At 69.8% G+C, this 24,252-nt stretch carries 22 protein-coding genes; 12 read left to right on the top strand and 10 right to left on the bottom strand.

The genetic code is table 11. The features are described 5' to 3' along the window. The 3 genes from KDH83_RS17700 to KDH83_RS17690 all read right to left on the bottom strand — a co-directional run. On the bottom strand, nt 1–380 hold a 380-nt coding region (locus KDH83_RS17700), incomplete at its 3' end, for a GNAT family N-acetyltransferase (protein WP_212318233.1). A gap of 10 nt (nt 381–390) precedes the next feature. Then, nucleotides 391–1,092 carry a glutathione binding-like protein gene (locus KDH83_RS17695; protein WP_212318231.1) on the bottom strand — a complete coding sequence of 234 codons (702 nt, stop codon included), beginning with the start codon at nt 1,090–1,092 and terminating at the stop codon, nt 391–393. 142 nt (nt 1,093–1,234) lie between these two features. Beyond that, complete coding sequence (locus KDH83_RS17690; protein ID WP_212318229.1) at nt 1,235–2,143, bottom strand: DMT family transporter; 909 nt, start codon at nt 2,141–2,143, stop codon at nt 1,235–1,237. Nucleotides 2,144–2,272: 129 nt separating this feature from the next. Here KDH83_RS17690 and KDH83_RS17685 point away from each other — a divergent pair, with 129 nt between their 5' ends. Further along, the gene (locus KDH83_RS17685) at nt 2,273–2,740 is read left to right on the top strand and encodes an Lrp/AsnC family transcriptional regulator (protein WP_212318227.1); all 468 of its coding nucleotides are present in this window, start codon (nt 2,273–2,275) and stop codon (nt 2,738–2,740) included. A 142-nt stretch (nt 2,741–2,882) separates the two neighbouring features. Here the strand turns inward: KDH83_RS17685 and KDH83_RS17680 are convergent, their stop codons facing one another. Further along, on the bottom strand, nt 2,883–3,797 hold the full coding sequence (locus KDH83_RS17680) for a LysR family transcriptional regulator (RefSeq protein WP_212318225.1): 915 nt from the start codon (nt 3,795–3,797) through the stop codon (nt 2,883–2,885). A 125-nt stretch (nt 3,798–3,922) separates the two neighbouring features. Here KDH83_RS17680 and mdlC point away from each other — a divergent pair, with 125 nt between their 5' ends. From mdlC to pcaG, 9 genes are all read left to right on the top strand, one after another. Further along, nucleotides 3,923–5,545: a benzoylformate decarboxylase gene (mdlC, locus tag KDH83_RS17675; protein WP_249205180.1), complete on the top strand. Its 1,623-nt coding sequence runs from the start codon at nt 3,923–3,925 to the stop codon at nt 5,543–5,545. Between the two features lie 64 nt (nt 5,546–5,609). Next, on the top strand, nt 5,610–7,058 hold the full coding sequence (locus KDH83_RS17670; RefSeq protein ID WP_212318223.1) for an aldehyde dehydrogenase: 1,449 nt from the start codon (nt 5,610–5,612) through the stop codon (nt 7,056–7,058). Nucleotides 7,059–7,081: 23 nt separating this feature from the next. Then, the gene (locus KDH83_RS17665; protein ID WP_212318235.1) at nt 7,082–8,281 is read left to right on the top strand and encodes a 4-hydroxybenzoate 3-monooxygenase; all 1,200 of its coding nucleotides are present in this window, start codon (nt 7,082–7,084) and stop codon (nt 8,279–8,281) included. A 76-nt stretch (nt 8,282–8,357) separates the two neighbouring features. Continuing rightward, on the top strand, nt 8,358–9,782 hold the full coding sequence (locus KDH83_RS17660; protein WP_212318221.1) for an MFS transporter: 1,425 nt from the start codon (nt 8,358–8,360) through the stop codon (nt 9,780–9,782). After that, complete coding sequence (locus KDH83_RS17655) at nt 9,779–10,708, top strand: 2-dehydropantoate 2-reductase (RefSeq protein ID WP_212318219.1); 930 nt, start codon at nt 9,779–9,781, stop codon at nt 10,706–10,708. The genes KDH83_RS17660 and KDH83_RS17655 overlap by 4 nt, the downstream gene beginning before the upstream one ends. Then, nucleotides 10,705–11,913, top strand: coding sequence for a lyase family protein (locus KDH83_RS17650; protein ID WP_212318217.1), 1,209 nt, complete (start codon nt 10,705–10,707; stop codon nt 11,911–11,913). Before KDH83_RS17655 ends, KDH83_RS17650 begins: the two co-directional genes overlap by 4 nt. 87 nt (nt 11,914–12,000) lie before the next feature. Further along, nucleotides 12,001–12,417 (top strand): carboxymuconolactone decarboxylase family protein, encoded by a 417-nt coding sequence (locus KDH83_RS17645; protein WP_249205181.1) that lies wholly within the window; start codon nt 12,001–12,003, stop codon nt 12,415–12,417. A gap of 46 nt (nt 12,418–12,463) precedes the next feature. Further along, nucleotides 12,464–13,204 carry a protocatechuate 3,4-dioxygenase subunit beta gene (pcaH, locus tag KDH83_RS17640; protein WP_212318212.1) on the top strand — a complete coding sequence of 247 codons (741 nt, stop codon included), beginning with the start codon at nt 12,464–12,466 and terminating at the stop codon, nt 13,202–13,204. 8 nt (nt 13,205–13,212) lie between these two features. Next, nucleotides 13,213–13,818 carry a protocatechuate 3,4-dioxygenase subunit alpha gene (gene pcaG, locus KDH83_RS17635; RefSeq protein ID WP_212318210.1) on the top strand — a complete coding sequence of 202 codons (606 nt, stop codon included), beginning with the start codon at nt 13,213–13,215 and terminating at the stop codon, nt 13,816–13,818. Between the two features lie 37 nt (nt 13,819–13,855). On the opposite strand, the gene KDH83_RS17630 is transcribed toward pcaG, so the two are convergent. From KDH83_RS17630 to KDH83_RS17615, 4 genes are all read right to left on the bottom strand, one after another. Beyond that, the gene (locus tag KDH83_RS17630) at nt 13,856–14,350 is read right to left on the bottom strand and encodes a glutathione peroxidase (protein WP_212318208.1); all 495 of its coding nucleotides are present in this window, start codon (nt 14,348–14,350) and stop codon (nt 13,856–13,858) included. 12 nt (nt 14,351–14,362) lie between these two features. After that, nucleotides 14,363–15,565 (bottom strand): MFS transporter, encoded by a 1,203-nt coding sequence (locus KDH83_RS17625; protein WP_212318206.1) that lies wholly within the window; start codon nt 15,563–15,565, stop codon nt 14,363–14,365. Between the two features lie 163 nt (nt 15,566–15,728). After that, a complete protein-coding gene (locus KDH83_RS17620) occupies nt 15,729–16,928 on the bottom strand; it encodes a DUF1501 domain-containing protein (protein WP_212318204.1) in 1,200 nt (399 codons plus the stop codon). A 44-nt stretch (nt 16,929–16,972) separates the two neighbouring features. Continuing rightward, complete coding sequence (locus KDH83_RS17615) at nt 16,973–18,580, bottom strand: DUF1800 domain-containing protein (RefSeq protein WP_212318202.1); 1,608 nt, start codon at nt 18,578–18,580, stop codon at nt 16,973–16,975. Nucleotides 18,581–18,793: 213 nt separating this feature from the next. Between KDH83_RS17615 and KDH83_RS17610 the strand changes: the two genes are divergently transcribed. Next, complete coding sequence (locus tag KDH83_RS17610; protein WP_212318200.1) at nt 18,794–19,144, top strand: hypothetical protein; 351 nt, start codon at nt 18,794–18,796, stop codon at nt 19,142–19,144. Here the strand turns inward: KDH83_RS17610 and KDH83_RS17605 are convergent. Together KDH83_RS17605 and phrB are read right to left on the bottom strand one after the other, a co-directional pair. After that, nucleotides 19,132–20,823, bottom strand: a complete 1,692-nt coding sequence (locus KDH83_RS17605; RefSeq protein ID WP_212318198.1) for a PAS domain-containing methyl-accepting chemotaxis protein — start codon at nt 20,821–20,823, stop codon at nt 19,132–19,134. The genes KDH83_RS17610 and KDH83_RS17605 overlap by 13 nt on opposite strands. 234 nt (nt 20,824–21,057) lie before the next feature. Continuing rightward, the gene (gene phrB / locus KDH83_RS17600; protein ID WP_212318196.1) at nt 21,058–22,476 is read right to left on the bottom strand and encodes a deoxyribodipyrimidine photo-lyase; all 1,419 of its coding nucleotides are present in this window, start codon (nt 22,474–22,476) and stop codon (nt 21,058–21,060) included. Nucleotides 22,477–22,746: 270 nt separating this feature from the next. Between phrB and KDH83_RS17595 the strand changes: the two genes are divergently transcribed. Then, nucleotides 22,747–24,195 (top strand): CoA transferase, encoded by a 1,449-nt coding sequence (locus KDH83_RS17595; RefSeq protein WP_212318194.1) that lies wholly within the window; start codon nt 22,747–22,749, stop codon nt 24,193–24,195. The last annotated feature ends 57 nt before the right edge of the window (nt 24,196–24,252 follow it).

Here is a 24,252-nt window from a genome sequence, read left to right as displayed (position 1 = left end):
GTGGTCAGCTGCACCAGGCCGCAGCCGCGCTCGCGGCACTGCGCGATCGCCCATTCGAACATGGCGCGGCCCAGGCCGGCGCCACGCAGTCCGGCGGCGATGCGCACGCTTTCGATCTGCCCGCGCCACAGCCCCAGGCGCGACAGGCCGGGGATGAACGATAACTGCAAACAGCCGGCAATGCTTGAATCCAGCTCAACCACGGCCAGGAACTGGTTGGGATCGCGGTCGATGGCGGCGAACGCGTCCTGGTAGCGGGCGTTGACGGGCAGCGAGGGATCCTCGCGCGTGGCGCCCAGCGCGTCGTCGGCCAGCAGGGCGACGATGGCGGGCAGGTCCTCGGCGCGCGCGCGGCGGAACTGCGGGGTCGGGATGGACATGGCGGCCTCCTCAGCGCGTCACGTTCTGCGCGGTCTGGCCGAACAGGATGCGGCGCGACTCCTCGTCGCCGACAGAGGGCGCGGTATTGATCTGGTCGGCCAGCGCATAGGCGCGCTGGGTCGCCGGGCGCGCGGCGATGGCGTCGAACCAGCGCTTCAGGTGCGGGAAATCGTTCAGGTCCTGGCCCTGCTTGGCGTGCGGCACGATCCAGGGATAGGCGGCCATGTCGGCGATCGAGTAGTCGCCGGCGACGAATTCGCGGTCGGCCAGGCGCTTGTTCAGCACGCCGTACAGGCGGTTGGTTTCCTTGACGTAGCGCTCGATGGCGTAGGGAATGCGCTCGGGCGCATAGCCCGAGAAATGGTGGTTCTGCCCGGCCATGGGCCCCAGCCCGCCCATCTGCCAGAACAGCCATTGCGACACTTCCTGGCGGCCGCGCTGGTCGGCCGGCAGGAAGCGGCCGGTCTTCTCGGCCAGGTACAGCAGGATGGCGCCGGATTCGAACAGCGACAGCGGACCGCCGCCGTCGGCCGGCGCCTGGTCCACGATGGCGGGGATGCGGTTGTTCGGCGCGATGGCCAGGAACTCGGGCTTGAACTGGTCGCCCTTGCTGATGTTCACCGGATGGATGCGGTACGGCAGGCCGGTTTCTTCGAGGAACAGCGTGATCTTGTGACCGTTGGGGGTGGTCCAGTAATAGAGATCGATCATGGCGGGTGTCCTTTGCGGTCAGGGCAAGCGCGCCCCGGGCCCCGTCGGCGATAGCCGGCGGGTGGGGAAGGCCATGATAGCGGGGACGCGCAGGCCCGCGCCCCAATAACCGGGGGGCGGGCGCGGTTATGAAAGCCGGGACTCAGGAAGCGGCGCCGTGGCCGGCGCGGCCGCGCGGCAGGCGCCAGCTCCAGTTCAGGCTGACGCCGGCGGCGGCCAGGAAGATCAGCGCCACGCCGGCGATCTGCGCCATGTCCATGCGATGGCCGTACACCAGCAGGTCCAGCAGGATGGCCACGGCCGGATAGATGAAGCTGAGCGCGGCGGTGGACGTGGTCGGCAGCTTCTGGATGGCGGAATACATCAGGATGTACATCAGGCAGGTATGGACCAGACCCAGCGCGACCAGGTAGCTCCATTGCAGCGGCGAGGCGGGCAGGGTGCTGAAATCGGCCATGGGCAGCAGCATGACGGCGCCCAGCGTTACCTGTGTCAGCGCCAGCACCTGCGGCGGAATCGCCTTCAGGCGCTTGACGATGACGGCGGTGACGCCATACAGCGCGGCCGCGCCCAGGCCCAGCGCCAGGCCGGCCAGGTAGTCGCCGCCGTCGGCGCGCGCGTCCCACAGTCGCAGAACCAGCAGCAGGCCGGCGAAGGCCACCACCGACCAGGCCAGCTTGCCGGCGCTGGGCCGCTCGCCCAGGAACAGCACGCCCAGCCCGATCAGGAAGAAGGGTTGCACGTTGTAGACCGCCGTGGCCAGCGAGATCGAGGCCAGCCGGTAGGCCGAGAACAGCAGCACCCAGTTCAGCACCAGCGCGGCGCCGGCCACCAGCGCCAGGGCCAGCGTGCGGCGCGTGTACAGCCCGGGGCGCAGCAGGCCGCGCGCCCAGCAATACGCCAGCAGCGACAGCGCGCCGAACAGGCAACGGAAGAACACCACGTTCCAGGCGCTCTGCCCGGACTCCAGCACGAACACGCCCAAGGTGCCCGACAGGGTCATGGCCGCGGCCATCTGCGCCAGGCCCACGCGTTCGGAATTCGGGTTCATGATGATCTCTCCTGCCGGACAGGGCGCCGGCGCTGATATTTGATGGAGAAATTATCCCAGGCAGATAAAGCCGGTTATATGATTAGGCTTCGGCATTTCCATTTCTCAACCTTCTTTTAGGTGGAATATATGCAAAACGACCTAAAGAATGAAAACCCGGTCCTGGACGGCATCGACCGCCGCCTGGTGGAGATGCTGTCGGCCAATGCCCGCACCACCACCGCCGACCTCGCGCGCCAGGTCGGCATGTCGGCGCCCAGCGTGGCGGACCGGCTTCGGCGCCTGGAAGACTCCGGCGTGATCCGCGCCTATACCGTCGACGTGGACCCGGTCGCGCTGGGCTACACGCTGGAGGCCATCGTCCGCATCCGCCCCTTGCCAGGCCAGCTGCGGCACGTGGAAGGGCTGATCCAGGAGATCCCGGATTTCATCGAATGCGACAAGGTCACGGGCGACGATTGCTTCATCGCCCGGCTGGTGCTGCGCTCGATCTCGCACCTGGACGGGATCCTGGAGCGGGTGACCGAATACGCCGAGACCAATACCGCCATCGTCAAGGCGCGCACGGTGCGGCGCAGGCTGCCGCCGTTGCGGTGACGGCGTCAACGTCCTGGCCTTGCCCGACATCCGGCACGCCGGCACTCGGCGCGATGTCATGCTGACCATGGACCGTTTCGAAGGCATGCCCGACCTTCCCGAACTGCTCGGCGACGCCGTGTCGGTCGCGAGCTAGCGCTGTCTATTCCTGCAGCGGCCTGGCCGTCAGCACGCGCAGTTCATTCAACAGTTTCACCGCCGGGCCGGGCAGCAGTCCCTGGCTGCGCTTGAACGCCGTCAGCGTGCGCCTGTCCGCGGTGCCGGGGATGTCCAGCATGTCGATCAGCCCGGCGCGCCGTTCGGCGTCGTACATCGGCTCGGGCATCCAACCCAGGAAATCGGAGTGCGCGATCAGGCTCTTGAGCGCAGTGATCGAGCGCGTTTCAACCACGACATTGGGCATCGGCAAGCCGTGGTTCGAGAACATCCTGGTCATGTGATTGAACGGCCCGGTGCCCTTGGGAAGGATGGCCCATTTGTGGCCCAGCGTATCGCCCAGGGACAGCGCGGGGCTGGCGCGCAGCGGGTGATGGACGCTGGCCACGACATGGCTGGTGTCCTCCCAGCGGCAATCAGGCACGGCCACGATCTCGTCGCTGTCGGCATCCAGCACGCCCAGCGCCAGGTCGATTTCCCGCGAGACCAGCGCGCCGGCCAGGCGGTCCCACACGCCTTCTATCACCTCCACCCGAAGGTTCGGCCATTTGCGGCAGGTCCGGTCAATCGCCAGGGGCAGCAGCAGGCACGTGATGCTGCCCACCGCGCCCACGCGGATGGTGCCCTTCGCCAATCCCAGCATGGCGTGGACTTCTTCCTCGGCCGCCTGGGTTTCGCGCTGCAGCATGCGCGCATGCGGAAGCAGGACCAGTCCGATTTCGGTGAGCTGCATTCCCTTGGAGTGGCGTTCGAACAAGGGCGCGCCTACCTGTTCCTCCAGGCGCCGGATGACGCGGCTGAGCGCCGGTTGCGTCACGTTCAGCTGTTCCGCGGCCCGCCCCAGGCTGCCGGCCGAAGCGATGGCGCTGAATGCCGCGAGCTGTTGCAGATTGAAGGTCATGCAAAAGCGTAATGACTTTTTGCTGATACGGCAATTCTCAGCAAGGATCTCGGCTGCAATACTGCGCCGGTCTTCCGTAGCGGCCGACGATGTTGGATACCGAGGCTGCGTCACTCGTGGAAACCATGACTGAAATCCTCGATTTCCAGGGCATGCCAGCCTCCAGCCCCGCGCGCATCCATACCGTGCGCGACGCGGTCTTCGACCTGATGCGCCGCTTCGGCCTGGGCACCGTGTTCGCCAATCCCGGCTCGACCGAGTTGCCGATGTTCCGCGATTTTCCGATGTCGTTCCGCTATGTGCTGGGCCTGCAGGAAGCCACGGTGGTCGGCATGGCGGACGGCTACGCGCAGGCCACCCGCAACGCGGCGCTGGTGAACCTGCATTCGGCGGCGGGCGTGGGCAACGCGATGGGCAACATCTTTACCGCCTACCGGAATCGCACGCCCCTGGTGATCGTCGCCGGCCAGCAGGCCCGTGCCATCCTGCCGTTCGAGCCGTTCCTGTGTTCCAGCCGGGCCGCCGAGCTGCCCAGGCCCTACGTGAAGTGGAGCATCGAGCCCGCCAGGGCGCAGGACGTGCCCCAGGCCATCGCCCGCGCCTACTACATCGCGATGATGCCGCCATGCGGGCCGGTGCTGGTTTCGGTGCCGGTCGACGACTGGGATCAGCCCGCGGCGCCGGTGGCGCCTCGCCTGGTCAGCGTTGCGGTGCGCGCGCAGCCATCGATCATCGACAGGATAGGCGCGATGCTGGATGCCAGCGAGCGTCCGGCCATCGTGGTCGGCGCCGCCGTGGACCGCGACAATGCCTGGGACGACATCGTGGCCTTGGCGCAGCGCCACAATGCGCGCGTCTGGGCCGCGCCGATGTCGGGACGCTGCAGCTTTCCCGAGGATCACCGGCTGTTCGCGGGCTTTCTGCCCGCCATGCGTGAGTCCATCGTCAGCCGGCTGGCAGGCCATGACCTGATCCTGGTCGCCGGCGCGCCCGCCTTCGCCTATCACGTCGAAGGAGCGGGGCCCCATGTGCCGGAAGGCGCGGCGTTGTGCCAGTTGACCGAAGATCCCGACACGGCCGCCTGGACGCCGGTCGGCGTCACGGCCGTTGGCAGTCTGCGGCTCAGCCTGCGCGACCTGCTGGCCAGGCCGGCGCCCGCGGTGGCCAGGCGCTTGCCGCCGGCCCGGCAGCCCACGCCTCGCGCCGCGGCGGACATGCCCATGAGCACGGCGTTCGTCCTGCAGACCCTGGCCGAACTGCGTCGCCCCGACGATATCGTCGTCGAGGAAGCGCCCAGCGCGCGTCCGGTCATGCAGGCATGCCTGCCTCACGTGCGGTCCGAAACGTTCTACACCATGGATAGCGGCGGCCTGGGCTATGGCATGCCGGCGGCGGTGGGGGTGGCGCTGGGCAAGCCGGGCAGGCGCGTCATCGCGCTGATCGGCGACGGCTCCAGCATGTACTCGCCGCAGGCGCTGTGGTCGGCGCGGCAGCTCAACCTGCCCATCACGTTCCTGATCCTCAACAACCGGCGCTACGCGGCCCTGCAGGACTTCGCGCCGGTATTCGGGTTTGCCAAGGACGACGTCATCGAGGGTACCGAGCTGCCCGGCCTGGATTTTCCGGCGCTGGCCGCGGGGATGGGATGCAAGGGCCTGCGCGTCGAAGATCCGCGGCGCCTGCGTGACGCCCTGGCCGACGCCCTGGACAGCGGCGAGCCCAGGCTGGTCGAGGTGCGGGTGGCGTGATGCGGCGCGGCAGGCAGGGCGTTTGCAAACGGGGACCGCCCGCCCTCTACAAGGAGACAAATCCATGAAAGTATCCCTGCTGATCAACGGTGAGAAGGCGCAGGCCGCCAGCGGCGCCGTGTTCGAGCGTCGCAATCCGCTGGATGGCCGCGTGGCCGCCGTCGCGCCGGCGGCGGGCCCCGATGACGCGCTTGCCGCCGTCGAGGCCGCGGCGGCGGCATTCAAGAGCTGGTCCGCAACCGGCCCGGGGGAACGCCGCGCGTTGCTGCTCAAGGCTTCGCAGGCCCTGGCCGCAAAGTCGGGCGAACTGGCGGCGGCGATGGCGGCCGAAACGGGCGCCGCCGCGGCCTGGGCGGGCTTCAACGTGGCGCTTGCCGCCAATATCCTGGCCGAGGCTGCCTCCATGACCACCCGGATCGGCGGCGAGGTCCTCCCGTCCGACGTGCCGGGCAGCCTTGCGATGGCCTTGCGCCAGCCCGCCGGCGTCGTGCTCGGCATCGCGCCCTGGAACGCGCCGGTGATCCTGGCCGTGCGTGCGATCGCCGCGCCGCTTGCCTGCGGCAATACGGTGGTGCTCAAGGGCAGCGAGATCTGCCCAGCGACGCAGGCGCTGGTCGTCGATGCGCTGCACGCGGCGGGCCTGCCCAGGGGCGTGCTGAACTACATCACGCATGCGCCGGCCGACGCGGCCGCGGTCGTGCACGCGATGGTGTCGCATCCGGCCGTCCGCCGCGTCAATTTCACTGGATCGACGGCGGTGGGCAGGAAGATCGCGGCCGTCTGCGCCGATTACCTCAAGCCGGCCGTGCTGGAATTGGGAGGGAAGGCGCCGTTCATCGTGCTCGACGACGCCGACGTGGACGCGGCGGTCGACGCGGCGGTGTTCGGCGCCTATGCCAACAGCGGCCAGATCTGCATGTCGACCGAGCGCATCATCGTCGACAGGCGCATCGCGGACGACTTCGTCGGGCGACTGGCCGCGCGCGCCACATCCCTGTCGCTGGGCGATCCGCGCCATGGCGACGTGGTGTTGGGATCGGTCGTGGACATGGGCGCCGTGCGGTCCTGCAATGCCCTGATCGACGACGCGCTCGAGAAGGGCGCGCGCCTGGTGGCGGGAGGCAAGGCGGACAGCACGCTGATGCCGGCGACCTTGCTGGATCATGTCACCGCGGACATGCGCATCTACCACGAGGAAGCCTTCGGGCCGGTCAAGGGCATCGTCCGGGTCGACGGCGTCGAGGAGGCCGTGGCGTGCGCCAATGACAACGAGTACGGGCTCTCCGCCGCCGTGTTCGGCCGCGACGTGGCGCGCGCGATCAACGTGGCCAGGCGCATCGAGTCCGGCATCTGCCATGTCAACGGGCCGACGGTGCAGGACGAACCCCAGATGCCGTTCGGCGGTGTCAAGCATAGCGGCATGGGCCGCTTCGGCGGACAGGCCGGCATCGACGCCTTCACCGATCTGCGTTGGGTGTCCGTGCAGACCACGCCGCGCGGCTATCCGTTCTAGCCCGCCGAACCGGAGCAGACATGATGAGAACGCAGGTGGCGATCATCGGCGCGGGTCCCGCGGGCCTGGCGCTGTCGCATATGTTGCATCGACTGGGCGTCGCGTCCATCGTCCTGGAAACCCGCTCGCGCGCGGTCGTCGAAGCCACGATCCGCGCCGGCGTGCTGGAGCAGGGCACCATCGACATCCTGGCCGACATCGGCGCGGGCGAGCGCATGCAGCGGGAGGGATCGCGCCATGAGGGCACGATCCTGCGCCATGACGGCCGCGACCTGCGGATCGATCTTGCCGGCCTGACCGGCGGCAAGACCGTCATGGTGTATCCGCAACACGACGTGCTGAAGGATCTGGTGGCCGCGCGGCTGGCGACTGGAGGGGATATCCGCTTCGAGGTGTCCGATGTCCGCGTGCGCGATATCGATTCTGACGCGCCGCGTGTGTCCTATCGCGACCCTGACGGACAGCCTCGGACGATCCAGGCGGATTTCGTCGCGGGCTGCGACGGGTCCCAGGGCGTCTGCCGGCCGCTCGTGCTGGAGAGCCATCCCAAGGTCCATGAACATATCTACCCCTATGCCTGGTTGGGCATCCTGTGTCACGGGCCACCGTCGTCGCGCGAGCTGATCTACGCCCGGGGCGCCACCGGATTCGCCCTGGTCAGCACCCGCTCTGCCCAGGTACAGCGGATGTACCTGCAATGCGATCCGTTGGACAAGACCGAACACTGGTCCGATGACCGGATCTGGAGCGAATTCCACGCCAGGCTGCGCACGCACGAAGGCTGGACGCTGCGGGAAGGAGAGATCTTCAGCAAGACCGTGGTCGGCATGCGCAGCGTCGTCGTCGAGTCGATGCGGTCCGGACGCCTGTTCCTGGCGGGGGACGCGGCGCATATCGTCCCGCCCACCGGCGCCAAAGGGCTGAATCTGGCGATATCGGACGTGTTCATCCTGGCGCGCGCCTTCGGACGGTTCTACAACGATGGCAGCGCCGATCAGCTCGATGCCTACAGCGCCACGGCGCTGGCGCGTGTCTGGCGGGCGCAGCGTTTTTCCTGGTGGATGACGTCGCTGTTGCATGTGGCGCCGGGCGCGGGCGAGTTGCAGCAAAAACTGCAGCACGCCGAACTCGACTATCTGGCCCGGTCCCGATCGGCCCGCGCCGTTCTGGCCGAAAACTATGTCGGCCTGCCGTTGGATTTTCCCGTGGATCAAGGGCTGTAGACGCAGTTCTCTCAACCGCAGCAGACCGTCGCAGGGCCCGGAACGCAGACAAGGTGCCCGCGAAAGGAGACAAGCAATGACTATTCTTCCCTCCCAGGCATCGGCGGCACAGGCCTTGCCGGCGCCGCCGTTCGAGGCGCCGGTGGATCCAGCCCGGCCGGTCCCGCCGCCCGGCGCCGCCGCCGACATCGGCAAGCTGCTCGACGACGGGCCTTTCAGCACGATGCAGGGCTTCGTCGTGCTGCTCGCCGCACTGTCGATCGTGATGGACGGCTTCGACGGCCAGCTCATCGGTTTCGCCATCCCGATGATGATCAAGGAGTGGGGCATCACCCGCGAAGCCTTCGCGCCAGCCGTGGCCGCCGGCCTGATCGGCATGGGCATCGGCAGCGCCTTCGCGGGCCTGTTCGCCGACCGCTACGGACGCCGTTCGGCGGTCATCGCCAGCGTGCTCGTGTTCGGCGCCGCCACCTGCGCCATCGGCCTGGCGCCAAACGCCACGGCGGTCGCGGCCTTGCGGTTCATCGCCGGGCTGGGCATCGGCGGCGCCTTGCCCAGCGCGACCACGATGACCGCCGAATTCACGCCGGCGCGCCGCCGTACCCTGGCGGTGACCGCCACGATCGTGTGCGTGCCGCTGGGCGGCATGCTGGCGGGCCTGTTCGCGGGGCTGGTGCTGCCCGCCTACGGCTGGCGCGCGCTGTTCTTCTCGGGCGGCGCGATGGCTGTCGGGCTGGGCATCGTGCTGTCGATCGCGCTGCCCGAGTCGCCGCGCTACCTGTCGCGGCACCGCGCCCGCTGGAACGAACTGACGGCCTTGCTGGCCAGGATGCGGCGGCCCATGGCCGATGGCGTGCGCTACGTCGACAGCCGCGAGCAGGCCGGCGAAGGGCAGGGCGGCGTGCGCGCGCTGTTCGGCCAGGGGTACGCGCGCGACACCGTTCTCATCTGGATCGCATTCTTCATGTGCCTGACCGCGGTCTACAGCGCCTTCAGCTGGCTGCCCACCATGCTGGCCTCCGAGGGGCTGCCGCTGGGTATCGCCGGTTCGGGCCTGACCGCGTACAACCTGGGCGGGGTGATCGGCGCGCTGGCCTGCGCGGCGGCGATGACGCGCTGGGGCTCATTGTGGCCGCTGGCCATCTGCTGCTTCGGCGCTGCCGCCAGCGCCTACGCCATGCTGACGGTGGACGCCAATCAGAACGCCAGCCTGATGATCTTCGGCTTCGGCGTGCATGGCCTGTTCGTCAACGCGGTGCAATCCACCATGTACGCGCTTTGCGCGTTTATCTATCCCACCCGCGTGCGGGCCACGGGCACGGCCTCGGCCCTGGCTTTCGGGCGGCTTGGCGCCATTCTCAGCGCTTTCGCCGGCGCGGCCGTCATCACGCGCGGGGGCGCTCAAGGGTATCTGACGCTGCTCGGCTCGGTCATGCTGTTCGCGCTGCTGTCCCTGTTGCTGGTGCGGCGTCATATTCCCGCACGCAAGGAGCAGCCATGAACATCGCGATTCTCGGCGCCGGCGCCATGGGGTCATTGTTCGGCGGCCTGCTGGCGGAAGCCGGCCAGCGTGTCGTGCTGCTGGATATCGACGACGCGCATCTGGCGGCCATCCGGGACGCCGGCCTGCGCCTGGATACCGACGCCGGCAGCCGCCATGTCTCCCGGCTGGCTGCGTGCCGCCCCGAGCAGGCCAGCGAGGCCCCTGACCTGTTGATCGTGTTCACCAAGACCCTGCACACCGGGCAGGCGCTGGCCGCCGTGGAAAGACTGCTTGCGCCCCACACACTGGTGCTGACGCTGCAGAACGGGCTGGGCAATGTCGAGGCCGTCGGCCGCCATGTACGGCAGGAGCGCATCCTGGTCGGCATGACCACATGGCCCGCCGATCTGTGCGGGCCGGGCCACGTCCGTTCGCATGGGCAGGGGCTGGTGCGCCTCATGCCGCTGGTGATTCAGCAGCAGCAGGCGGCGGCGCGGGTGGCGGAGGTCCTGAACCTGGCCGCATTGCAGTGCGAGGTGGACGCGCAGGCATGGGTCGCCATCTGGGAGAAGGTGGCATTCAATGCCGCCTTGAACAGCCTCTGCGCCGTGACCGGCTGCACGGTGGGGCAGTTGAACGCGGCGCCGGAAGGCATGGCCCTGGCGCGCGCGGTGGTGGCCGAGGTGGTCGCGACCGCCCGGTCGGCGGGCGTGGCCGCGGACGCGGCGCATTGCATGGCCAGCGTCGCCCATGCCCTGGCCCATCATGCGGGTCACAAGCCTTCCATGCTGCAGGACGTGCTGGCCGGCCGCCGGACCGAAATCGCGGCCATCAACGGCGCAGTGGTCGCCCAGGCGCGCCGCGCGGGAATCGCGGTGCCCAATACCGAAATGCTGCTGGGACTGGTGCGGCTGGTCGAGGCCCGCGCGGTGGAACACTCATGACCCTGTTCCAGTCCTTTCTCTCGCGCCCCGCCTGCCGCGACATTTTCTCGGATCGGAGCGTGCTGGCGGCGATGTTGCGGGTCGAGGCGGCGCTGGCGCGGGCGCAGGCCGAGCAGGGCGTGATTCCCGCCGACGCTGCCCGGGCGATCGCGGCGCACTGCGATGTCTCGCGCTACGACGTGGCCGCGATCGCCGCCGGCGCGGCGGGCGCGGGCAGCGTGGCGATACCGCTGATCCAGGCGCTGCGGCAGGCCGTGCAGGCGCATGACGAAGGGGCCGCCCGGTATACCCATGCCGCCAGCACCAGCCAGGACATCGCGGATACCGCGTTGGCGCTGCTGACCCGGGAAGCGCTGGCGTTGATGGCCGCCGACCTGCGCCGCGCCATCCTGGCGGGCCTGGCGCTGGCCCAGGCGCATGCGCACACCCCGGCGCTGGCGCGTACCCTGATGCAGCCGGCGTCGGTCACCAGCTTCGGATTCAAGTGCCTGGGGTGGACCGCGCCGCTGGTGCGCGCCGATGCGCGGTTGCGCCATGCCGCCGAGCAGGCATTGCAGCTGCAGCTGGGCGGCCCCGTCGGCACGCTGGCGAACATGGATGGCAAGGGCCAGGCGGTCGCGGCCAGCATGGCGCGCGCGCTGGGGCTGCGTGATCCCGGCCTGTCGTGGCACACGCAGCGCGACGCCTGGAACGGCCTGGGCTGCGAGCTCGGCATCCTGGCGGGCAGCCTGGGCAAGATCGGCCGCGACCTGGCGCTGGCCGGGCAGTTCGAGGTGGCGGAAGCGTTCGAACCGGCGGCGCCCGGGCGCGGTGCGTCCTCCGCGATGTCGCACAAGCGCAACCCCGCGTCCTGCCTGACCGCGATCGCCGCCGCCGCGCGCGCGCCGCAGCTGGTCGCCAGCCTGCTGTCCGCCATGCCGCAGGAGAACGAGCGCGCACTGGGATTGTGGCAGGCCGAGCAGGCCGACTGGCCGGCGCTGGTCATGACGGTGCAGGGCAGCCTGGCCGCGATGGCCGATGCGCTGGAAGGCCTGGTGGTGGACGAAGCCCGCATGCGCCGGAACATCCAGCAACTGTGCGATGCCGTGCCCGACGACGTGGCGCGGGAATGGTTTCGCGCCGATCTGGCCGAGGGCATCGCGGCGGGCACGCTGCACCACGTCGGCGTGTTGCGGCGCGAATTCGAGCGCAATCGGGCGAGTTGATCGTCGACCGGCCTGTTTCCAAAGGAGCACATCATGACATCCCGGCAATCGCCCGCCGCCCCGGCCCGTGACGGCGCGCACAACGAAATGCTGGCGGCCGGCGAGCGCAACCGGCGCCGGATCCTGGGCGACGCCTGGGTCGACAAGGCGCTGGCGGCGCGCAACCCATTCAATGCCGACTTCCAGGACCTGATCACGGGGCATGCCTGGAACGATGTCTGGGGCCGGCCGGGGCTGGATGACCGGACGCGCCGCTACCTGGTGCTGGCAATGATGCTGGGGACCCGCGCGTACGAGGAGTTCACGCTGCACGCGCGCGCCGCGCTGGACGGCCCGGAATCCTCCCGTCTGTCGCCCGCCGATATCAAGGAAGTCCTGCTGATGGCGGCGGTCTATTGCGGCGTGCCCGTGGCCAACCACGGGTTCGGACTGGTGTCTGCGCTGTTGCGCGAACGTGGCCTGGCCGATGGCGCGGCGGACGTCCCGGATGCCGCGCGGGGATGATCCCGCCACATTCCTGCGCCACATTCATTTCTTCCTGGAGATCTCGATGAAAACGCCAATCGACCCCGCGCGGCAGGCCGGCCCGGCTCTCAGCCTGTCCGCCCGGGACTGGAGCAGCCACCCGGCCTATCTCTACGAGGGCTATCGCTCGACCGCCAAGCGCGGGCCTCGGCAGCCCCTGGTGCCGCTCAAGGCGGCGCTGGGCGAGCTGCGCCAGCCCGTCTACGGCCACGGCTGCGTCGGCGAGCTGGACCACGACCTGACCCGCAATGCTCGCCGCAATGGCGAACCGATAGGCGAGCGCATGGTGCTGGCGGGCCAGGTGCTGGATGAACGTCGCCGCCCGGTGCGCAACACGCTGGTGGAGATCTGGCAGGCCAACGCCGCCGGCCGCTACGTGCACAAGGCAGACCGGCACGACGCGCCGCTCGATCCCAACTTCCTGGGCGCGGGGCGCTGCATGACCGACGACCAGGGGCGCTACCGCTTCCTGACGATCAAGCCGGGCGCCTATCCCTGGGGCAATCATCCCAATGCCTGGCGGCCGCAACACATCCATTTTTCGCTGTTCGGCCAGTGCTTCGCCAGCCGCCTGGTCACGCAGATGTACTTCCCGGGCGACCCCCTGCTGCAGTACGACCCCATGTACACCGGCACGCCGGCGGCGGTGCGCGGCAGGCTGGTGGCCGACTTCAGCCTGGACCTGACGCAGGAAGGCTGTGCGCTGGGCTACCGCTACGATATCGTGCTGCGCGGCGCCGGCGAAACCCCGTTCGAATCCCGATGAGGCACGCCATGATGCATGGACAGCAAACCCATTTCGGCCAGACGCCGTCGCAAACCGTCGGACCCTACTTCGCCTACGGCCTGGCGGCGCGGCAGTACGGCTACGACTTCGGCCAGCCCTACGACAGCGTGGTGGCCGGCCCGCATGCCCGCGGTGCACGCATACGGCTGGAGGGCCGGGTGCTGGATGGCGATGGCGCCGCCGTGTCGGATGCGCTGGTCGAGATCTGGCAGGTGGACGGCGCCGGCGGCTATCCGCGCCATGCGGACGAGGCGCAGGCCCTGGATTTCCGGGGCATCGGCCGCAGCGGCACCGGCACCGATGCGCAATGCCGGTATGCCTTCGACACGGTCAAGCCGGCGGCCCAGGCGGCCGGCGAAGCGCCGCACATCGACATGATCATCACAATGCGGGGCTTGCTGCTGCACGTGTTCACGCGCGTCTATTTCGACGACGAGGCACTGGCGAACGCCGCCGACGCCGTGCTCAATGCCGTGCCGCCGGCACGCCGGGAGACCTTGCTGGCGCGGCGCGTGCAGCGCAACAACGAGGTGGCGTACCTGTTCGACGTGCGGATGCAGGGTCCCGGGGAAACGGTGTTCTTCGACGTGTGAGACGGCGCGCGGCGGTCCATGCCGCGCCTGCGCCGCCTCAGCCCGCCGGCGCCGCCAGCGCCCGCAGGATGTCCTTCTCGATCCCGGCCGGCGTGTCCGTGGGCGCGTAGCGCCGGATCACCTGGCCATCGCGGCCGACCAGGAACTTGGTGAAGTTCCACTTGATGCCCTCGGTGCCGAAGACGCCGGGCTTCTCGCCCTTGAGCCAGCGGTACAGCGGGTGCGCGTCGGCGCCGTTGACTTCGATCTTGGCGTGCAGCGGGAAGCTGATGTCGTACTTGGTGGCGCAGAAGGCGCGGATCTCTTCCTCGGAGCCCGGCTCCTGGTGGCCGAACTGGTCGCAGGGAAAGCCCAGCACCGTCAGGCCGGCGTCGCGGTGGGCCTGGTACAGCGATTCCAGGCCGGTGTATTGCGGCGTGAAACCGCACTTGGACGCCACGTTCACGATCAGCAGCACGCGGCCGCGGTACTGGTCCAGCGCTTGCTCGGTGCCGTCGATGCCGCGGGCGGAGAAATCGTAGATCGTGCTCATGGGGACTCCAGATCAGGCGTTCGAGCGCAGCGGCAGGGCTTCGTCGCCGGCTTGTCCGGCCAGTGTAGCCGCGCGGCGGCCGTGGCGGCGGGTGCCCCACAGCGTCAACAACAGCGCCGCCGCAGCGATGGCGGCGGACATCCAGGGCAGGCCGGTCAGCGGCAGGCCGCTGCCCAGCGCCATGCTGCCCAGCCAGGCGCCGCCGGCGTTGCCCAGGTTGAAGGCGCCCTGATTCAAGGTGGACGCCAGGTTGGGCGCTTCGGCCGCCTGGTCCACGATCAGCGTCTGCAGCAGCGGCACCAGCGCGAAGCCCAGCGTGCCCCAGATGAACACCAGCGCCAGCATGGGCGCCAGCGCGTGCACCGCCTGCGACAGCGCCAGGAACACCAGCACCAGCCCCGCGAACATGCGCGTCAGCCAGAATTCCAGGTTGCGGTCGCCCAGCCGTCCGCCCAGCGTGCTGCCCACGGTCAGCGCCACGCCGAACAGCAGCAGCACGCCGGTGACGCCGCGCTCGGACACGCCGGTCACGTCGCGCAGCAGCGGCGCGATATAGGTCAGCACGCAGAACAGCGCGGCCGAGGCCAGTGCACTGGCGGCCAGCGGCCACAGCACGCGCGGATCGCGCAGCACCTTGAATTCGCGCAGGATGTTGCCGGGCTGCATGGGGATGCGGGCCGGCAGCCAGGCCGCCAGCGCCGCCACCGCGAGCAGGCCGATGCCGCTGACCACCCAGAAGGTCGAGCGCCAGCCGGCGGCCTGGCCCAGCGCCGTGCCCAGCGGCACGCCCAGCACATTGGCCAGCGTCAGGCCGGTGAACATCAGCGCGATGGCGCTGGAGCGCTGGTTGCGCGGCACCAGGTCGGCGGCCACCACCGCGCCGATGCCGAAGAAGGCGCCGTGGCAGAAGGCCGTGAACACGCGCGCCGCCATCAGCGTGGCGTAGCCGGGCGCCAGCGCGCACAGCAGGTTGCCGATCACGAAGGTGCTGGCCAGCCCGATCAGCGTGGTCTTGCGCGGCAGCCGGGCGGTGATGATGGCCATGATGGGCGCGCCGATCACCACGCCCATGGCGTAGCCGGTGATCAAGAGGCCGGCGATGTCGATCGACACGCCCAGGTCGGCGGCCACGTCGGGCAGCAGGCCCATGATGACGAATTCGCTGGTGCCAATGCCGAAAGCGGCGGCGGCCAGCGCGATGAGGTGCAAGGGCATGGAAAGAGGCGGGAAGGGGGCGGTCCCGGGACAGGACGCCCGGCGGCACGGGGAAACCCACGAATTCTAGAACAAGGCGTCGCCGCGTCCCGCGCAATGCCCTGCCGGCGTCGTGGAAATGAGCGCTTGCGTCCCGGCCGGGCTGGCGGACTCGCGCCCGCGTTCAGACCAGTTTCAGGTCCAGCGGCCGGACTCCCGGAAACACCTGCGCCAGTCGGGCCGCGTCCAGTCCGTACAGGCGCGCGAACAGGCCGGCGAAGACGGCGCGGTATTCGTTCAGCACCGGGTAGTCGCGGTCCTGGAACAGGGTGTCGCGGCGCACCTCGACCTGGCGGCCGGCGACGCGTCCGCCGCGCACCGCGCCGCCCATCACCCAGTACACGGTGCCATGGCCATGGTCGGTGCCCTTGTTGCCGTTCTCGCGGAAGGTGCGGCCGAATTCGCTGATGACCACCACCGTGGTCCGCTTCCAGGCATCGCCCATGGCGTCGGCGTAGGCCGCCAGCGCCCGTCCCAACTGGCCCAGCCGCGTGGCCAGCGCGCCGCTGGCGCCGCCCTGGCCCACGTGGGTGTCCCAGCCGCCCACGTCGACGAAGCCCAGGTTGTACTGGTCGCGCATGAAGCGGGCGATGCGCCGCGCCTCCTGTTCGAGCCGGTCGGCCGACACCGCGTTGCCATTGGCGGCCTGCATCTCCGCATCCATTTCCTGGCGCGCCGCGCTCATGATGCGCTGGCCTTCGGCCACGGTCGCGTTCAGCTCGGTGCGCCGGTACATGGACGCGATGGCCTGGTTGTCCTTGTCGTTCAGCCGCGACTGGCGACTGGCGCCGCCCAGGTCCACGTTGGGCACGTGGGCCGCGCCCCGGCAGATCTGCGGCACGTCGACGGTGAAGGCGGCGGCCTGTCCGCGCTCATCGCCCAGCACGCCCGCCAACCGGTTCAGAAAGCCCGAGCCGTAGCCGGCGCCGCTCTTGTCCAGCCCCTGTCCCAGCTCGATGCGGTTCTGCGTCTCGAAGTGGCTGCGGCTGGTGTCCTCGGTGCCGGCGAAGGGCAGGAAGGCCAGCTCGCGCCGCTGGTAGAACGGCATCAGGCTGGCGGCCAGCGCGGGATGCAGCGCCCAGCCGTCGGCCAGCGGCAGCGCGGCGTCGGCGCCGCTGCCTGGGCGCGGGATGGCGATGGTGGGCCGCGACTCGTAATAGAAGTCGCTGGCGGCCGGCACCAGCAGGCTGGCGGCGTCGTAGGCGCCGCGCATGAACACGACCAGCAGCCGGTTGTCCCGCGCGGCCGGCGCGGCGTAGAGGCGGCCGGCGCCCAGCGCGAAGGGGGCGGCGGCCATGAGCTGGAGCAGGCGGCGACGGTGCATGATGATCTCCGGGGCGGACTGGGGCCTTGTCGTGCGGACGGGGGCTAGCGCCGCATGAACTCGGGCGAGGCCAGCAGATAGGTATTGGCGTCGCGGGGGTTGGCGGCCTGCGCCAGCGCCTGGCGCGTGTCGGGCGACAGCCGGTCGAACAGTCCGGTGCCGGCATAGGCCTTGAGCAGGTCGGGCAGGCGCGGCGACGGCGGCTGCGGCGCTTGCGCTTGTTGTTGCTGCTGCTGCTGCTGCTGCTGCTGCTGCTGCTGCTGCTGCTGCTGCGGGTTCTCGGCGGGATCGCGGTAGAAGTTCGGCGGCGCGGCGGCGATCGCGCGCGCCGTCTCGAAGCGCGCCGTCATCTGGCCGGGGCCGGCCCAGTCCGATTGCGCCAGCGGGTAGCCGTCGGGCGTGAGGCGCTGGTTCAGCGGCTGGCCGAGCTGGCGCAGCAGGTTCAGCGCGGGCCGGGGATTGACGATGGTCGGCATGCCGGCATAGGCCAGCCGCAGCGACGAATACACATAGTGCACCGGATCCTTGAACACGCCTGCGTCCAGCGAGCGCGCGAATTCGGGCGAGGCATACAGCGTCTGCAGCACGGCGGCGATGTCGCCGTCGCTGGCCAGGAAGGTGCGCGCCATTCTGTCGACCAGCGCGGGCGGCGGCGCGTCGCCCAGGAAATAGGCCGCCAGCTTGGCGCTGATGAAATGCGCGGTGGCCGGATGGCGCGCCAGCAGGTCCACGGCCTGGTCGACCTCGGACAGGCCGGCGCCGGCGATGCGGTGGCCCAGGAACTGCTTGTCGCCGTAGTCGTGGCGCGCCGGATTGAACAGGAACAGCCCGTCCTGCACCACCTGCGCGCGCAGCTCGGGCCGCACCTTGGGCGGCTCCTGGCGCCGGGCGATGCCCAGGCCGGTGAGAATGCGCGCCAACTCCTGCACGTCCGTCTGCGTATAGCCGCCTTTCACGCCCAGCGTGTGCAGCTCCATCAGCTCGCGCGCATAGTTCTCGTTGATCTTGCCGGCCGCGTTCTGCGCGTTGTCCAGGTACAGCAGCATGGCCGGCGAGCGGATGGTCGCGGCCAGCAGGTCGCGGAACTTGCCCAGCGCGTGCGGCCGGATGGCGCGGTCTTCATAGCTGCCGATGAAGGCGCCCACGTCGCCCTTGGGGGCGTAGACGTTGAAGTGGTTCATCCAGAACCAGGTCATCTGCTCCTGCAGCTGGTTGGGCGAGTACAGCGCGCGCCAGACCGCGCGGTCGGCCGTGGCGTCGGCGCGGTCGCGGGCGATCACGCGCGCGTCCCGCTGCGCCTGGACCCGGGCGTCGGGCGTCTGGTCCTTGGCGTCCTGGCGCAGCCGGCGCTGTTCGGCCTGCGCATCCTCGTCCGATTGCCGTGAGATCGGCAGCGCGTCGATGCGCCGCTGCACCTCGGCCGGCAGCGCGGCGCCGGGGGCGGGGTGCAGCTGGGCCTGCAGATAGCGGTCCGGCCCCAGTTCGCGGATGCGGGCCAGCTCGGCCGGCGTGGCGCCCCAGGTGATGCGGTTGACCAGCGCGGCCTCGCGCGCCGGATCCGCCGCCGGCGGCTGGGCCAGCGCGGCGGCCGCCAGCGGCAGCAGCAGGAGGGGGGCAAGACGCGGCAGAATGCGGTGGTGCAAGATGGGCATGGACGGACACCAGGAAAAGGGCGCGCGATCAAGCATATGACGCGATCATCGCCCGGACATTCCCGTTTCGCCGCGACTTGAAACGCACGGAAACGGATGCTTGCTGCCCAGGCGTGCGCAATCCCTGCATCAAGCGGGGCCATTGCCGCTTTATGCGCGCCGCCCGCCTATGATGTCGCCTACGCCACCGCCGCAAGCACAAGGAGCCCGACCATGCAAGGAATGACAGAACGCCTGGAGACCATGCTGGCCAAGGGTACGGACAACATGCTGCTGCGCTTCTCGCTGGGCAAGGCCTACGCCGAGCAGGACTGCTTCGGCGACGCCGAGCGGCATCTGCGCGTGGCGCTGGAATTCGATCCCGACTATTCGGTGGCCTGGAAGTGGCTGGGCAAGGCCTGCCTGGGGCAGGGCGACAAGGCCGGCGCGCGCGCGGCCTGGGAGTCCGGGCTGGAAGCGGCGCGGGCGCGCGGCGACCAGCAGGTGGTGAAGGAGCTGCAGGTCTTCATGAAGCGGCTGGACAAGGAAGCCGCTCAGGAAGGCGGCGCCGCTCAGGAAGCCTGACGCTGTTCCAGTAGCCGCTGCGCGCCGCGCGGCGCGCTGATCAGGCCTGCGGGCGCCGGCGTCTGCGCGCGCTTGGGCAACACCGTCTGCTGGCCGGCGACGCGGAAAACTTCAATGGCATGGCGCAGGTGCGCGCCGCGCGTGCGCAGATTGTCCACCGCCAGGCTGGCCTGTTCCACCCGCGCCGCATTGCGCTGCGCGGCGGTGTCGGTCTCGGAAATGGTGCGGCTGACATTGTCGATGCCAGTGTGCTGCTCGGACGAGATGGCGGCGATCTCATTGACGATCTGCGTCACCTGCTTCACGGAAGTCTCGATGTCCAGCATGGCGTCGCCGGCGCGCTCCACGTGGCGCACGCCTTCGGCCACCCGCTGGTTGGACGTTTCTATCAGTTCCTTGATCTCGCGCGCCGCCGTGCCGCTCTTCTGCGCCAGGCTGCGCACCTCGGCCGCCACCACCGCGAAGCCCTTGCCGGCGCCGCCGGCCCGGGCGGCTTCCACGGCGGCATTGAGCGCCAGGATATTGGTCTGGAAGGCGATGCCGTCGATGATGCCGACGATCTCCGAGATCCTTGACGTGCTCTGCACGATGCCCTGCATGGCCTGGACCGCGTCGCCCACCACCTCGCCGCCGCGCCGTGCCACGTCGGTGGCCTGGCCGGCCTTCTGGTCGGCCTCGTAGGCGCTGGACGCGTTCTGCTTCACGGTGGACGCCAGCTGCGCCATGCTGGCGGCTGCTTCTTCCAGCGAGGCCGCCTGGCGCTGCGTGTGCGCCGACAGGTCGGCGTTGCCGTCGGCGATCTCGGCGGCCGAATGCAGCGCGCTCTCGATGCCCTGGTGCACGTCGCGCGTGATGCTGACCAGGCTCTTGCGCATCACTTCCAGCGAGAACTTCAGCGCGCCGATCTCGTCGCGCAGGCTGGCGGGGGGCAGCGGCGTGCTGAGATTGCCCGCCGCGATCTGCCGGGTGAAGTCGGTGGCCGTGACCAGCAGGCCGGTGATGGAGCGCGCGAAGCCCCAGCCCGAGGCGAAGATCAGCGCCACGCCGGCGGCCAGCAGCGCGCCGGCGACGGCCAGCTCGCGCGTGTCCATGCTGTCATACAGGGCGCCGATGGCCACGCCGGACGCGCCCAGGAACAGCGCACAGGCCAGGCAGGCCCAGGCCAGCATGCGCGAGCGCACGCCGGTCAGGCGCCACAGCATCAGCCGCGCCAGCAGGCCGCGCAGCCCGGTGGGCTTGGCCTGGCCCCGGCTCAGGCGGATGCCGCGCGCGCCGCTGCGCAGCCGCGCATAGGCCTCCTGGGCGGCCTCGACCTGTTCGCGCGTGGGTTTGACGCGCACCGAGGCGTAGCAGATGGTCTCGCCGCGTTCCATGATGGGCGTGACGTTGGCCAGCACCCAGTAGTAGCCGCCGTCCTTGCGCCGGTTCTTGACCACGCCGGTCCACGAGTCGCCGCGCTGGATGGTGCGCCACAGATCGGCGAAGGCCTCTTCGGGCATGTCGGGATGGCGCACGATGTTGTGGGCCGAGCCCACCAGCTCTTCGCGCGAGAAACCGCTGACCTCAACGAACGCCGGGTTGGCGTAGATGATGCGGCCGCGCGCATCTGTGCGGGAAATCAGATACTGCTCATCGTGCAGCGTGTATTCCTGGTCGTACACCGGCTGGTTGTTGCGCATGCGTCTGTCGTCCTGTGATGGGCGTTGGCGAGTTGCAGCCGGATCATCGGGGAGGGACGCCAGGGCGATCTTGATTTAGGTCAAGATATTTGAAAATTATGCAAAACGTAAATGCGCGGGGCGGGGCGCGGCGTGATGTGATGGTCGGCTTTGGGTGCGCGGCAAGGGGCGCGTTCTGGCGGCGCTGTCTTGGCGCGCCTCGGACCCTCGAACCGGCGCGCGATGCCCGCCGGTTCAGGCGCGCGGCAGGTTGCCGAACGCTTCCAGCGCGCGCAGCCGGCTGCCGGCCAGGTCGACGATGGGCGCCGGATAGCCGGCGGCCACGCGCTCCATCGGGCTGGGATCGTGGATGGCGTCGCCGGGCAGGTGCGCCAGTTCGGGCAGCCATTCGCGCAGGAACGCGCCGTCCGGATCGAACTTGCGCGATTGCGACAGCGGATTGAACACGCGGAAGTAGGGCACCGCGTCGGCGCCGGTGGACGCGCTCCATTGCCAGCCGCCGTTGTTGGCGGCCAGATCGCCGTCCACCAGATGCGCCATGAACCAGGCTTCGCCCAGGCGCCAGTCGATCAGCAGGTTCTTGGACAGGAACATCGCCGTCACCATGCGCAGCCGGTTGTGCATCCAGCCCAGCGCCAGCAGCTGCCGCATGGCGGCGTCGATGATGGGGATGCCGGTCTTGCCTTGCTGCCAGGCGAGCAGGTCCTCGGGCGCGTCGCGCCAGGGCACATGGATGGTTTCCGGCTTCATGGGCTGGTGCATGGACAGCTCGGGATAGGCGGCCAGCAGGTGCTGGTAGAACTCGCGCCACAGCAGTTCATTGATCCAGGTGGCGATGCCGGCCTTGCCGCTGTCCAGCTCGCCCAGGTTCGCCGCCTGCGCCGCGCGCAGCGCCTGGCCGGCCGACAGCACGCCGGCGGCCAGATAGGGCGACAGGCAACTCGTGCCGGGTCGCGACGGGAAGTCGCGGTCGCCCTGGTAGGACTTGATGGCCTCGTCGACAAAGCTGGCCAGCCGCTCGCCGGCGGCATCCTCGCCGGCGGGCCAGAGCGCACGCACCGCGTCCGAAGGCGGGTCGAAGCCGTCGAAGCGGTCCGGCAGCGCGTCCGCGCTCCAGGCCGGTGGCGTCTGCGGACGGGGCGCGGCGACCGCCGCCAGCGGCGCGCTGCGCAGCTTCTCGCGGCAGGCGCGCGCATAGGGCGTGTAGACGCGGTAGCACTCGCCCTTGCCGGTCAGCACCGAGCCCGGCGGCAGCAGCGTGCCGCCCTGGTGCAGGGTCCATTCCACGTCGGCTTCGCCCAGCGCGGCGGCCACGGCCTCGTCGCGACGGCGCTCGTTCAGGCCCCACTCCGCGTTGGCGTGGACCTGCGCGATACCGTGGTCCGCGCAGAAGCGCGCGATGGCGTCCGGCGCCTCGCGCCAGTCGTACACCGTCAACAGCTTCAGGGGGATGCCCAGGGCCCGCAGGTCGCGCGCCAGCGCGTGCAGGTTGCGCAGCCAGAAGTCGACCTTGGCCGGCGCGTCGCCATGCTGTTTCCATTGTCCGGGCGCCGCCAGGAACAGCGCGGTGACCGTGCCGTCACGCGCGGCGGCGGCCAGGGCGGGATTGTCGTGCGCGCGCAGATCGGTGCGCAGCCAGAACAGCGTATGCATGGGGCGGTCCAGGGCGTGAGGGCGTGGGATCGTGCCGGCTTGCGGCAAGGCTGGCATTCTATCCCGCGCGCGCTTCGGCCCGCCGCCAGCGCCACCACCTGGCAGCCGATGTAAAAACTACGAGCAGATGTGACCAGCCGATCGGGCGCGATGCACGCGGGCGGCGGCATCTGGTCAAACCATGAAACACGCTCGCGCCGTTCGCGTATTGACGGACCGGACCTTGGGCAATGTAATCGGAACGAAGACCACCGCAAGATGACTGACGCCATGGGAAATCTGATGGACCTCCGCCCGTCCTTCCTGAAGGGACGCTCCTCCTCCGGCACCACATCGCGCAATGTCCTGCAGGCGCTATGGCAGTCCGCCGGCATGCCTGACGAAGCGCTGGCGCATGTCGCGTTGACCGGCGCCGATCCCGTCTTGCCTTCATCCTTTGCCGTCGGGCAGGCGGCGCAGACCAGCATGGCCGCCGCCGCGCTGGCCGCCGCCGAGATCTGGCATCTGCGCGGCGGCGCGCGCCAGCAGGTCAGCGTCGACATGCTGCATGCGGCGCAGGAATGCCGCAGCTACTTCCGCATCAACGGCGTCACGCTGGATCCCCACGACCCCATCACGGGCGCGTATCGCTGCGGCGATGGCGGCTGGGTGCGCATCCACGCCAACTTCGCCCACCACCGCGACGGCGCGCTGGCCTTGCTGGGCTGCCCGCCGGGCGAAGGCACGACCCGCGCCGCCGTCGAGCGGGCGCTGGCGCGCTGGACCGCCGTCGACTTCGAACAGGCCGCCGCCGATGCCGGCATGGTGGTCGCCGCGATGCGCAGCTTCGATGAATGGGATCATCATCCGCAGGGGCAGACCGTCGCCGCGCAGCCGCTGTTCACGCTGGAACGCATCGGCGAGGCCGATCCGCGTCCCTTGCCCAAGTATGGCCAGGATCCGCGCCCGCTTACGGACATCCGCGTGCTCGACCTGACCCGCATCATCGCCGGCCCGGTCTGCGGCCGCGCGCTGGCCGCCTATGGCGCCGACGTGATGCTGGTGAATTCGCCGAACCTTCCGAACATCGACAACATCATCGACACCAGCCGGGGCAAGCTGTCCGTGTTCGCCGACCTGGACACGGCCGATGGCCGCATTGCGCTGGGCAACCTGCTGCGCAGCGCGCACGTGTTCGTGCAGGGCTACCGGCCCGGCGCCATGGCGGCGCAGGGCTTCGGCCCGCAGGACGCGGCCCGGATCCGGCCGGGCATTGTCTATGTATCGCTGTCGGCCTATGGCGAGCATGGCCCCTGGGCCAGGCGGCGCGGCTTTGATTCCTTGGTGCAGACCGCGTCCGGTTTCAACCATGCCGAAGCCCAGGCCGCCGGACAGCCGGCGCCCAAGCCGCTGCCCATGCAGATCCTGGACCACGCTTCCGGCTACCTGATGGCCTTCGCCGCCCAGGCCGCGCTGGCGCGCCAGGCCACCGAGGGCGGCAGCTGGCATGTGCGCGTGTCGCTGGCGCAGACCGCGCACTGGCTGCGCGGCCTGGGCCGCATCGAGGGCGGGCTGGCCACGCCCATGCCGGCCATCGATGCCTACCTGCAAACGGAATCATCGGGCTTTGGCGAGCTGGTCGCCTTGCGCCATGCCGCGCGGTTCTCGCAGACGCCGGCGCGCTGGACGCGGCCGTCCTGTCCGCCAGGCACGCATCCCACGGTCTGGCCCTGGGCCTAGTATGCTGTCCCGCAGATACGCCCGCACGAAATCCACCCCTAGCCGCCATGGCGTCGT

Origin of the sequence: Achromobacter sp. Marseille-Q0513, from assembly GCF_018195695.1 — a bacterium.
Classification (GTDB): Bacteria; Pseudomonadota; Gammaproteobacteria; order Burkholderiales; family Burkholderiaceae_B; genus Achromobacter.
This window is presented reverse-complemented; position numbering and strand designations above follow the sequence as displayed.